At 65.4% G+C, this 12,194-nt stretch carries 10 protein-coding genes; 8 read left to right on the top strand and 2 right to left on the bottom strand.

The annotated features are described in order from the left end of the window. Positions 1–173 precede the first annotated feature (173 nt). From QTL98_RS05475 to QTL98_RS05445, 7 genes are all read left to right on the top strand, one after another. Positions 174–1,121, top strand: coding sequence for a LysR family transcriptional regulator (locus tag QTL98_RS05475; protein WP_445681216.1), 948 nt, complete (start codon positions 174–176; stop codon positions 1,119–1,121). Between the two features lie 308 nt (positions 1,122–1,429). Further along, positions 1,430–2,968: an ABC transporter substrate-binding protein gene (locus tag QTL98_RS05470; RefSeq protein WP_445681215.1), complete on the top strand. Its 1,539-nt coding sequence runs from the start codon at positions 1,430–1,432 to the stop codon at positions 2,966–2,968. Between the two features lie 111 nt (positions 2,969–3,079). Further along, positions 3,080–4,027: an ABC transporter permease gene (locus QTL98_RS05465; RefSeq protein ID WP_445681214.1), complete on the top strand. Its 948-nt coding sequence runs from the start codon at positions 3,080–3,082 to the stop codon at positions 4,025–4,027. Positions 4,028–4,035: 8 nt separating this feature from the next. Beyond that, positions 4,036–4,875, top strand: a complete 840-nt coding sequence (locus tag QTL98_RS05460; protein ID WP_445681213.1) for an ABC transporter permease — start codon at positions 4,036–4,038, stop codon at positions 4,873–4,875. Continuing rightward, on the top strand, positions 4,872–5,687 hold the full coding sequence (locus QTL98_RS05455; protein WP_445681212.1) for an ATP-binding cassette domain-containing protein: 816 nt from the start codon (positions 4,872–4,874) through the stop codon (positions 5,685–5,687). Before QTL98_RS05460 ends, QTL98_RS05455 begins: the two co-directional genes overlap by 4 nt. Beyond that, on the top strand, positions 5,684–6,487 hold the full coding sequence (locus QTL98_RS05450) for an ATP-binding cassette domain-containing protein (protein ID WP_445681211.1): 804 nt from the start codon (positions 5,684–5,686) through the stop codon (positions 6,485–6,487). Before QTL98_RS05455 ends, QTL98_RS05450 begins: the two co-directional genes overlap by 4 nt. Positions 6,488–6,519: 32 nt before the next feature. Then, entirely contained in the window at positions 6,520–7,899 is a 1,380-nt protein-coding gene (locus tag QTL98_RS05445; RefSeq protein ID WP_445681210.1) for an amidase, read from the top strand. A 31-nt stretch (positions 7,900–7,930) separates the two neighbouring features. On the opposite strand, the gene QTL98_RS05440 is transcribed toward QTL98_RS05445, so the two are convergent. Beyond that, on the bottom strand, positions 7,931–9,322 hold the full coding sequence (locus QTL98_RS05440) for an aldehyde dehydrogenase family protein (RefSeq protein ID WP_445681209.1): 1,392 nt from the start codon (positions 9,320–9,322) through the stop codon (positions 7,931–7,933). Between the two features lie 24 nt (positions 9,323–9,346). Beyond that, a complete protein-coding gene (locus QTL98_RS05435; RefSeq protein WP_445681208.1) occupies positions 9,347–11,014 on the bottom strand; it encodes an acetolactate synthase large subunit in 1,668 nt (555 codons plus the stop codon). Between the two features lie 361 nt (positions 11,015–11,375). Between QTL98_RS05435 and QTL98_RS05430 the strand changes: the two genes are divergently transcribed. Continuing rightward, complete coding sequence (locus tag QTL98_RS05430) at positions 11,376–12,185, top strand: alpha/beta fold hydrolase (protein ID WP_445681207.1); 810 nt, start codon at positions 11,376–11,378, stop codon at positions 12,183–12,185. Positions 12,186–12,194 lie beyond the last annotated feature (9 nt).

The following is a 12,194-nucleotide window of genomic DNA, read 5'->3' as shown; positions in this document are numbered from 1 at the left end:
GGCACTGGCTGTGGAAAAGAGACCCGGGCGCAGTGCCCACAAAAAGGTGTCAGTGACCACATTTTCTACATGGAATGTGGCATGATGCTGCCCTAACGTGCGCCCCGCCCCGAACAAGGGCAGCGCCGGCGCAAAACGCCCCCTTTTCCCGGCTTATCCAGGACCGTGGCACCATGCAGATCAGGGCCCTTCTTTATTACCGCGAGGTCGTGCGCGCCGGATCGTTGCGCAAGGCCGCCCAGCGCCTGGGTGTGGCGCCGACGGCCATCACGCGGCAGATCGAAAATCTGGAACATCAGTTCGGGACCCAGCTGATCGAGCGCGATGCGCGCGGCATTCGCCTGACGGCAGCGGGCGAACTATTGGCCGCCCGCACCGGCCGCGTGCTGCGCGACCTCGATCAGGTGCATATGCTGATCGACGACCTTAAAGGCCTGCGCCGCGGCAGCGTGAAGATCGTGACCAACGGCGCGCTTGCCGCTGGCCTTATCGGCCCGGTGCTGGCCGAATTTTCCCTCACTTATCCAAAGGTGATGCACGAGGTGAGCATCACCAGCGCCAGCGCGGCGCTGGAAGCGCTGAGCCAGCGCGAGGCCGATATCGCCATCACCCTCTTCAGCCCGCCGCGCGCCGACATCCAGGTACGGCAAAGCTGCGAACTCGCCCATGCCGCCATCATGAGCCCGGACCATCCGCTGGCCGGCCGGCGTGAGGTAACGCTGGAAGACCTTGCCACCCACGCCCTTGCCCTGCCCGACAGCGCCTTTGCCGCGCGGCAGGCGCTGGAAAGCGCCATGCATGATGCCGGGCTGATGGTGGACCCCGTGTTCGAGACCAGCTCCATCGAGATGCAGAAGGAGCTGGCGCGTCGGGGTGCGGCCATCCTGATCCTGCCGGAGCTGGCCATCGAGCGGGAAAAGAAGGCGGGCGAGCTGATTGCCGTGCCGCTGGCCGGCCCGCACAACATCGCCACCAAGATCGACCTTAACTGCGCGCGCGAGCATCCGCTGAGTTTCGCCGCCACCAAGCTGGTGGCGATGCTGGAGCGCGAGATGGGCGAGCTTTCCGCCCGCGCGGCAACACTCGCCGCCACGGCCACCCGGCGCCGACGCAGCGCATAAGCCCTTGAACCGATACCAGGAACCGGCAGGCACAAGTGCCGGCAGCCCCGAAAGAGGGGAAGGAAACACCATGAACTGAGTGCTACAAAAACCGAAACACCCTGAACAATTTTTAAAGATTGCGGGATCACCTGAAGCGCCTTCAAGATCGATCGATACCGACAGGTGAAAGCCTGCCAAGCGGTTGAAACAGATCAGGAAGCACCTCCGAAGGAAGGGTGGGATGGCAAGCTTCGGCCACTGTCCCCAGATCCCGCGAAGCCCGTTACATCGCCGCCCTCATGCAACACCGCCAGACGAGGACAGTCATGTCAGCCAGCATTGCCCGAACCCTTCCCTTCTTCAGCGCCCGCCCGGCCGTGCTGCTTTCTGCCCTGATGGCGGCCAGCGCCCTGTCGCTGGCCCTGGCAAGCCCGGCCTATGCCACGCGCAGTGACCTCAAGATCGGCATGTCGATCGAGCCGGCCGGGCTGGACCCGACCATCGCCGCGCCGGTCGCCATCGGCCAGGTAACCTGGCAGAACATCTTTGAAGGGCTGGTGCGCCTGACGGAAAAGGGCGAGATCAAGCCGCAGCTTGCCAAAAGCTGGACCATTTCGCCGGACGGCCTGACCTACAGCTTCACGCTGCAACCGGGCGTCACTTTCAGCAATGGCGAGGCCTTTACCAGCGAGACGGCCAAATTCACGCTCGACCGGGCGCGCGGGGAAAAATCCGTCAATCCGCAAAAGCGCTTCTTTGCCGCCATCGACAGCATCGAGACGCCGGATGCCACCACGCTGGTACTGCATCTGAAGGAGCCGGCCGGCAACCTGCTCTATCACCTGACCTGGCCGGCCGCGGTGATGGTGGAGCCCAAATCCGCCGACAATGACAAGACCAACCCGGTAGGCACCGGCCCCTTTACGCTCAAGAGCTGGACCAAGGGCGACCGGCTGGAGCTGACGGCGAGGAAGGATTACTGGGACAAGGACAAGAAGGTGGCGCTCAGCGACATCACCTTCCGCTTCATCAACGATCCGCAGGCCCAGGTGGCGGCGCTCAAGGGCGGCGATGTCGATGCCTTCCCGGAACTGGGCGCGCCGGAACTCTTTGATGGCTTCAAGGACGACAAGAAGTTCATCGCCTATGCCGGCAATACCGAGCTGAAGGTGGTGGCGGGCATGAACACTGCGCGCCCGCCCTTCAACGACAAGCGCGTGCGCCAGGCGCTGATGATGGCGGTGGACCGCGCCACGCTGATCGAGGGTGCCTGGTCCGGCCTCGGCACCCCCATCGGCAGCCACTATACGCCCAACGATCCGGGGTATGTCGACGAAACCGGCAAGCTGCCCTACGACCCGGAAAAGGCAAAGGCGCTGCTGAAGGAAGCCGGTTACGGCAAGGGCCTGACCTTCTCCATCAAGGCGCCGCAGATGAGCTACGCCACGCGCACCTCGGAAGTGCTGCAGGCAATGCTGGCGGATGTGGGCGTGACGATGAACATCGTGCCGACCGAGTTCCCCGCCAAATGGCTGCCGGAAGTCTTCAAGGGCCATGACTTTGACATGACCATCGTCGCCCATGCCGAGCCGATGGACATCGATATCTATAGCCGCCCGGACTATTATTTCGGCTACCAGAACCCTGCCTTCAACGACACCATCGCCACGGCGGAAAAGACCACGGACGACGCAAAACGCGCCGAACTCTATGGCGCGGCGCAGACGATGCTGGCCGAGGATGTGCCTGCGCTTTACCTCTATGTGCTGCCCAAGCTCGGCATTTGGGATGCCAAGCTGGAAGGCCTGTGGAAGGATGAACCCATCCCCTCCAACGACCTGACCGGGGTCCACTGGAAGGATTGATCCGCCGGCGGCCGGCAGTGCCACAGGCGCTGCCGGCCGCTTTACCCCTCACCCTTGCGACAACCCCCAGCCCCGATTTTCTCCGCCTGTTCGAGATCAGAAAGCCGCCCCTTGCTGCGTACCCTGGCACGGCGTCTGGCAGGCCTCGTGGCCACGCTGGCGCTCATCTCCCTCGCGCTCTTCCTCATCATCGAGGTGCTGCCCGGCGATCCGGCAGCAATCATGCTCGGCACCTCCGCGCAGGCCGATACGCTGGCGGCACTCCGGCATCAGATGGGGCTCGATGAACCGGCGATTGCGCGCTATCTCGGCTGGGTGGGCGGTATGCTGCACGGGGATTTCGGCATCTCCTACTCCTATGGCGTGCCCGTTTCGCAGCTGATCGGCGAGCGGCTGGCGGTGACCGGCCCGCTGACCCTGATGGCAACGCTGATCTCCCTGCTCATTGCCATCCCGCTCGGCGTGTTTGCCGCCTCCCGCCCCGGCCGGATCGTGGATCAGGGCGCGACGCTTTTCTCCCAGCTGGGCATCGCAGTGCCGAATTTCTGGATCGGCCTTCTGCTGCTGATGGCCCTGTCGCTCCATCTCGGCTGGTTTCCCGCCAGCGGGTTCGATGGCTGGGATCACGGCTTCTGGCAGGGACTGCACGCGCTCTTTCTGCCGGCGCTTGCCATGGCGGTGCCGCAGGCGGCGATCCTGGCCCGTGTCACCCGCGCCAGCGTGATCGACGTGATGAACGAGGATTTTGTGCGCACCGCACGCGCCAAGGGTCTCAGCCGGTCACGGGCGCTGTGGCGCCATGTAGTGCCCAATGCGCTGGTGCCGGTGGCAACCATGCTGGGCCTGCAGATTTCCTATCTTTTGGCCGGCGCTGTGCTGGTGGAGAACATCTTCTCCCTGCCCGGTATGGGGCGGCTTGCCTATCAGGCGCTCGCCCAGCGGGACCTTGTCGTCATCAAGAATGTAGTGCTGCTGTTTGCGGTCATCGTGATTGTGGTCAATCTCGCCGTCGATGCGCTCTACCTGCTGCTCGATCCGCGCCTGAGGGGCAGATCATGAGGGCGGGCATGATGCGCTGGCTACGGGACAACAAGGCACTGGCGGCGGGCCTCGTCATCACCGTCAGCATCGTGGTGCTGGCGCTGCTGTCCCTGTTCTGGGTGCCGATGAGCCCCACGAAGATGAACATCGCCCAGAAGCTGAAAGGTCCGCTGGAAAACGGCTTTTCCTCCGGCCTGCTGGGCAAGGACCATTTCGGGCGCGACATCGCCAGCATGCTGATGGTGGGGGCGCGTTATTCCCTGACCGTCGCCCTCGCTTCCGTCGCCATCGGCGCGATGATCGGCACCGCCCTGGGCGTAACGGCGGCGGCACGGCCGGGTTTTACCGGCGCGGCGCTCGGCCGGTTGAATGACGCCATCTTTGCCCTGCCGCCGATCCTCAGCGCCATCATGCTGGGCGCGCTGATGGGGCCGGGCACGACCACCGCCATCCTTGCCATCGGCACCTTCATGATCCCGGTTTTTGCCCGGGTGACGCGGGGCGCGGCGATGCAGGTGCGGGCCCGCGACTATATCCTCGCCGCCCGCATGGCCGGCGAGGGAGAGGTGACCATCACCCTGCTCCACGTCATCCCCAATATCGCCAGCCAGATCATCGTGCAGGTGGCAATCCAGCTGGCAATGGCGATCCTGACCGAAGCGGGCCTCAGCTTCCTTGGCCTCGGCACCCCGCCGCCGGCACCAAGCTGGGGGCGCATGCTGGCGGATTCCCAGACTTATCTCTTGAAAGCCCCGCACATGGCACTTGCCCCCGGCCTTGCCATTGCGCTGGCCGTGCTGGGCTTCAACCTCTTGGGAGACGGGCTCTCCCGCCTTATCGATCCGCGCCGGAGGATCGAGCGATGAGCCTGCTTGCCGTCAACAACCTGACCATTACCTTCCGGAACCGGCGCTCGACGGCCGAAACAGCGGTCGTGAAGGCAGTGAGCTTCAGCCTCGAGGCCGGGGAGACGCTTGGCATTGTCGGCGAAAGCGGGTCCGGCAAGTCCATGCTGTCGCTCGCCATCATGGGGCTGCTGCCCGGCGATGCCCGGCTTTCCGGCTCCATCCGGCTTGGCGGGCAGGAAGTGGTCGGGGCAAGCGACAGGGCGCTCGATGCCCTGCGCGGACGCGAGGCCGGCATGATCTTCCAGGAGCCGATGACGGCGCTTAATCCGGCGATGACGGTGGGCGCGCAGATTGCCGAAGGTCTTTGCCTGCGGGGCGGCCTGTCACGGGCCGACGCCAATGCCGAGGCGCTGGCGCTGATGGAGCAGGTGCGACTGCCGGAGGCCAGAAGGCGCTTTGCCAGTTACCCGCATGAAATGTCCGGCGGGCAGCGCCAGCGGGTGGGCATTGCCATCGCGCTGGCGCTCAAACCGCGATTGCTGATCGCCGACGAGCCGACCACCGCGCTGGATGTGACAGTACAGAAGGACATTCTGGATATCCTTGACGAGCTGGTGCGCGAGCGCGCCATGGCGCTGATTCTCATCAGCCACGATCTGGGAGTTATCGCCCGCTCCGCCGCGCGCACGCTGGTGATGTATCGCGGCGATATGATGGAAGACGGGCCGACAGTGCAGGTGCTGCGCCAGCCGCAAAGTGACTACACACGCCAGCTGATCGCCGCCCTGCCCCGGCGCAGCCGCCGCAGCCTTGAGGGGGCCGCACCATGAGCGGCAACCGTGCTCCCCTCGTGGAAGTCATCGGCCTCAGCCGCCGGTATGCCTTGCCGGGCGGCCGGAATTTGCAGGCGCTGGACAATGTGAGCCTCAGCGTCGCGCCGGGAGAGATTCTCGGCATCGTCGGCGAGAGCGGCTGCGGCAAATCCACCCTCGCCCGTATCGTGATGGCGCTCGACCGGCCGACGAGCGGCAATGTGCTCCTGGAAGGGGACGACCTCTTTGCCCTCTCCCCGCGCGAACTCGCGCGGCGGCGGCGGAACTTCCAGATGATCTTCCAGGACCCCTACGGTTCGCTCGACCCGCGCATGAGCGTGGCCCGCATCATCGCCGAGCCGCTGCGCCTGCTGCCCGAAAGGCTCTCCCGCGCCGAAAAGGCAAAACGCGTGGCGGCGATGCTGGAGGATGTCGGGCTCCGGGCAGAAGACGGCGCCCGTTTCCCGCATGAATTCTCCGGCGGGCAGCGCCAGCGCATCGCCATCGCCCGCGCGCTCATCACAAGGCCGAAGCTGGTGGTGGCGGATGAGGCGACGTCAGCGCTCGACCTCACCGTGCAGGCACAAATCCTGCGCCTGCTCCGGGATCTGCGCGCCCGCCACGGCCTGACCATGCTTTTCATCAGTCACAATCTCGGGGTGATCGAGGAGATCGCCGACCGGGTGGGGGTGATGCAGGCAGGGCGCCTCCTTGAAATAGGTCCGACCGCCGCGGTGATGGAAAACCCGCGCGAGGAGTACACACGCCGCCTGCTGGCCGCCGAACCGACGCTGGATTTTCTCGAACAGCCTGCCTGAACCCAGTCTGAGCCTTGCCGGAGAGCCTGACCATGTCCGCCTTTTTGACCGCCGTTGAACTGACGGAGCTTTTCGCCCGGAAAGCGCTCTCTCCGCTCGAACACTGGCTGGCGCTGGAAAAGCATGTGGAGGCCAACGAGCCCAAATATCAGGCCCTTTACGCCTACGACCCCGAGGCCGCGCGGGCCATGGCCAAAGCTTCCACCGAGCGCTGGACCAAAGGCGCGCCGCAAGGCCGGCTTGATGGCATCCCGGTAACGCTCAAGGAACTGATCGCCACTGAAGGTCAACCGGTGCCGCTTGGCACTGCCGCCACGAAACTGGTGCCGGCCGTCGCGGATGCCCCGGCAGCGGCGCGGCTGCGGGAGGATGGTGCGGTGATCTTCGCCAAGACCACCTGCCCCGATTACGGCATGCTCTCCTCCGGCCTTTCCAGCTTTCATCCGCTCTCGCGCAATCCGTGGGATGTGACGCAGAACCCCGGCGGCTCCAGCGCCGGTGCGGCGGCAGCGGCGGCAGCGGGGTACGGGCCGGTCCATGTCGGCACCGATATCGGCGGCTCGGTGCGGCTGCCGGCGGGCTGGTGCGGCATCTTCGGCTTCAAGCCCAGCCACGGGCGCATCCCGGTCGATCCCTATTATGTCGGTCGCTGCGCCGGGCCGATGACACGCACCGTTGCCGACAGTGCGCTTGCCATGACCGCCCTTTCCCGCCCCGACTGGCGTGACGGCACCAGCCTGCCGCCGGAAGAGATCGACTGGATGGATCTGGACGGCACGGATGTTCGCGGCCTTCGCATCGGCTTGATGCTGGAGGCGGGCTGCGGCCTTGAGACCGACCCGGAAATTGCCGCCGCCGTGGAAGCGGCCGCCCGGCGCTTTGAGGCGGCGGGCGCGATCATCGTGCCGGTGCCGGGTGTGCTGACACGCGAGATGCTGGACGGGCTGGATGATTTCTGGCGCGCCCGCTTCTGGGGCGACATGGAGAAGCTGGACGAGGCCAGCAAGGCAAAAATCCTGCCCTATATCCTTGACTGGGCCAAAGGCGGCGACAAGGTGAGCGGGGTGGCCGCCGCGCGCGGCTTCAATCAGACCATCGAGATGCGCAAGGCCTGCGGCGCTCTGTTCCAGCAGGTGGACGCCGTGCTCTCTCCCACCAACCCCATCATCTCCTATCCGGCTGACTGGGCAAGCCCGACCAACGATCCGGCAAAACCCTTCGAGCACATTGCCTTTACCGTGCCGTGGAACATGTCGGAGCAGCCGGCAAGCTCGATCAATTGCGGTTTTTCAAACGGCGGCATGCCGATTGGTTTGCAGATCGTGGCCCCCCGTTTCGCCGACATGGAAGTGCTGCGCCTCAGCAAACTCTATGAAGACTGGCGCGGGCCGATGACCAACTGGCCGGCTTGATGGCCCAGGTGCCGGAAATGGCGCGGCGTCATCAGCCGCCGTACCGCAGCACCACCATCTTTTCTTCCGCCATTTCCGCCATCGTCCAGGGAATGCCGCCGATGCCGTAACCGGACTGGCGGCGCCCGGCAAAGGGCATCCAGTCAGTGCGGAAGGCCGTGTGGTCATTGACTATCACGGCGGCGGCATCGAGGCGATGGGCCGCGCGCAAGGCGGGGCCAATCTCGCTGGAAAAGACACTCGCCTGGAAGGCTACCGGCAGGGAATTGGCGATCTCGATGGCGTGATCGAGATCGCTATAACCATAAACGCAGGTCAGCGGGCCGAAGACTTCCAGCTGCGAGACTTTGGCATCCGCCGGCGGCTCCAGCAGGATGGCGGGCTTCAGCGTCGTGGCGGAGAGACGCCCGCCACCGATCAGCTTGCCGCCACCGGCCACCGCCTCCTCAATCCACGAAAGTACCCGGTCCGTTTCGCGCGGCAGGATGAGGGGGCCGACTTCGGTTTGCGCCAGCAGCGGATCACCTGTCCTGAGTGCTGCGACACGGGCAGCAAGCCGCTCGGTGAACTCGGCCTTGATATCCTCATGCACGAAGATGCGCTGCACTGACACGCAGACCTGGCCAGCATGATAATAGCCGCCCTTCACGATCGGCTCGATGATCGAGTCCAACGGGGCGCTGCGGTCCACGATCACCGGCGCGGCGCCGCCATGCTCCAGCGCGCAGCGGGCGCCAGGGGCGAGCTTGCTGCGCAGGTACCAGCCGACCTTGGCTGAACCGATGAAGCTGAGGAAGGCCACCCGCCGGTCCGTCGCCAGCGCTTCGGCGAGGGCATTTTCTTCCGTGATCAGCGTCTGGCACCAACCCTCCGGCAGGCCGGCTTCGGCCAGCAGGGCCACCAGCTCGATACAGCTGAGCGGCGTGGGTGCTGCCGGCTTGACGATAACCGGGCAGCCGGTGGCCACGGCCGGCGCCACCTGATGGATGATGAGGTTCAGCGGGTGATTGAAGGCCGAGATGGCGGCAACGACGCCAATCGGCTCCTTGGTGGTGAAAGCCCAGCGCCCGTCGCTGGCCGGGGTAAGGCCCATGGGGATTTCACGGCCCGCGAAATTGCGCAGCTCCTCCGCCGCATTGCGCAACCCGTCAACCGCGCGCGCCGCTTCCACCAGCGCATCGGTCAGCGGTTTGCCGCCCTCCTGCGCGATGAGTTTGGCGAAGACCTGCTGGCGTTCGGCCAGCAGGGTGGCGGCGCGCAGGAGAATGGCGCTGCGCTGATGCGGCTTCAGCCAGCCATCACGGTTTTTGAACGTGCGCTCGGCAAGGGCCAGCTTGGCTTCCAGCGTCTCGGCGGTGTCGGCCACCACTTCCCTGACCGGCGCACGGTCATAGGCCTGGACGACCTGATAGGTCCGGGACATGTCTCTTACTCCTGTTTCAGGGCGTCAGGCTGTTGCCGGTTCGGGCAGCACGGGCAGGCGCTTCTGCAACTCGTCCACAAGCACGCGCTTGTTTTCCGAATAATCGATCAGCACCACGACCAGATGCACCCCACCGCCGGCAAAGGCCGCTTCCAGCGCCGGCTTCAGCTCCTCGGGAGCATTTACCCGCGTGCCCTTCGCGCCGTAGGATTCGGCGTATTTCACGAAGTCCGGGTTGGTGAAGGTCATGCCGTAATCGGCAAACTCGTCGACCGCCTGCTTCCAGCGGATCATGCCGAAGGCGCCGTCCTCGATAACCAGCACCACCAGATTGACCTTGAGGCGCAGCGCCGTTTCCAGCTCCTGGCTGTTCATCATGAAGCCGCCATCGCCGCACACCGCCATCACCCGGCGGCCGGGATAAAGCAGCGCCGCCGTGATGGCGGACGGAAGGCCCGCGCCCATGGTGGCAAGCGCGTTATCGAGCAGCAGCGTGTTGGCAACCTGGGTGCGGTAATTGCGGGCAAACCAGATCTTGTACATGCCGTTATCAAGCGCCAGCACGCCGTCCGGCGGCATCACCTGGCGGATATCATGCACCAGCCGCTGGGGGGTGAGCCGCGCTTCGGTAGCGCGGGCGGCGATACGGGCAAGGATGCCTTCGCGCAGCGGCAGAAGTGCGCCCGCATTGGGGATCTTGCCTTCCACCCGGTCTGCCAGCAGGCGCAGCGAGGGGCCAAGATCGCCGATAACCTCAACTTGCGGGAAATAGACCTGCTCGACACTGGCCGGCTGGTAACCGATATGGATGACCTTCGGCCCGTCGCTCTCCCCGCGCGCCTTCATGATGAAGGGCGGCTTTTCCACCGTGTCATGGCCGATGGTGATGATGAGGTCCGCCCGCTCGATGGCCTCATGCACATAGTCGCGCTCGGAAAGGGCGGCGGTGCCCATATAAAGCTCGGTGCCGCCAGGCACGGTGCCCTTGCCCATCTGGGTGGTGAAATAGGGGATGCGCGAACGCACGACGAACTGCGCAAGCTCAGAGGTGGAGCGCGGGCGCGAGGCGGCGGCCCCCACCATCACCAGCGGGCGCTCGGCCTTCATGATGAGCTGGGCGGCACGCTCCAGCGCCGCTTCGCTTGCCAGCGGAATCTCAACCGGATGCGGCGGGATAAGGCCGGGATTGGCCGCCTCCATCACCGCGATATCCTCCGGCAGCTCCAGCAGCACCGGGCCGGGACGCTCCTCGGCCGCGATGCGGAAGGCTTCGCGCACGATGGTGGGCACGGTAGCCGGCGAGACGATCTGGCGGGCAAGTTTGGTGAGCGGCTTCATCACCGCCACGATGTCAACGATCTGGAACTGCGCCTGGCGGGAAGAAAGGATGCCCTTCTGCCCGGTGATCATCACCATCGGCATGGCGCCAAGCTGGGCATAGGCCGCCGCGGTGGTGAGGTTGAGCGCGCCCGGCCCGAGCGTGGTGAGGCAGACACCGGGCTTGCCGGTCAGGCGGCCATAGGTGGCCGCCATGAAGGCGGCGGCCTGCTCATGCCGCGTCAGCACCAGCTCGATGGAGGATTTACGCAGCGCTTCGACGACATCGAGATTCTCTTCGCCCGGAATACCGAAGATCCGCTCCACCCCTTCATTCTCAAGGGCGGCAACCAGCAGTTCAGCGCCTTTGGGCATCAGAGATCTCCTCGCTCCATGGGTTCCGCGCCCCAAATGGATGGCCCCCGGGGCGCAGGGGGCAGACGAACCGGAAGGCCCGGCGGGCTAGCATTGCCCGCAACCGGACCTTAGACCGCAAACTGGCCCGACATTTGTGAGGCCACAGACAGTCAAGGCGCACAGTTGAGCCGCAAACGGGCCTGGACGGCAACAACTCCCCGTCTGGAAGCGGCGCACGGTAATGAAACCGGCACCCTGCAACTGCCCGGGACTGCCGCACTAAAGCAACCTCGGAACACACCGACCCGGGTTGACCGGCCTGCCCTGCCGTCCCTCATATAGTCACCAGCCATTTGCAAAAGTACCGAGGGTATCGCGCATGCTGATGCTGGACCGGAGCTTTGACTTCGAGGGGCGCCGGGTGGCGTGGGGGCGGATCGGCGCCGGCCCGCCGCTGGTGCTGATCCATGGCACACCGTTTTCCTCGCAGGTGTGGCGGCGCATCGCTCCGCATCTCGCGGGCCGCTGGACGGTCTATTATTTCGACCTCTTGGGTTATGGCCGCTCCGAGATGGCCGGGGCCCATGATGTGTCGCTGGCGGTGCAAAACCGGCTTCTGGCCGCCCTGTTCCGGGAGTGGCAGCTGGAGCGGCCGGATGTGCTGTGCCACGATTTCGGCGGCGCCACCGCGCTACGGGGTTATTTCCTCTCCGGGCTGCGCTATCGCTCGCTGACGATCTTCGATGCCGTGGCGCTCGCCCCGTGGGGTTCTCCGTTCGTGGCGCATGTGCGCCATTTTGAGCCCGCCTTCACCGGCCTGCCGGCCTATGCCCACGAAGCGCTGCTACGGGCCTATCTGCAAGGCGCGGCGCACAAACCGCTCGGCGCCGAGGCGATCGATACCTATATGGCACCGTGGCTCGGCCCAGTGGGACAGGCCGGCTTTTACCGGCAAATCGCGCAGATGGACCAGCGTTACACCGACGAAATCGAGCCGCTTTACCGGCCACTCGACTGCCCGGTGACGGTGCTGTGGGGTGAGGAAGATGAGTGGATACCGGTGGCGAAGGGCGAGGCGCTGGCCGGGCTCATTTCCACCCGGCCGCTTGTGCGCCTGCCCGGGGCCGGCCACCTTGTGCAGGAAGACGCCCCCGAGGCGATTGTCGCCGCGATGCTGGCGGCACCTTGAAACAGCGGG

The organism is Radicibacter daui, assembly GCA_030657355.1.
Classification (GTDB): Bacteria; Pseudomonadota; Alphaproteobacteria; order Radicibacterales; family Radicibacteraceae; genus Radicibacter; species Radicibacter daui.
This window is presented reverse-complemented; position numbering and strand designations above follow the sequence as displayed.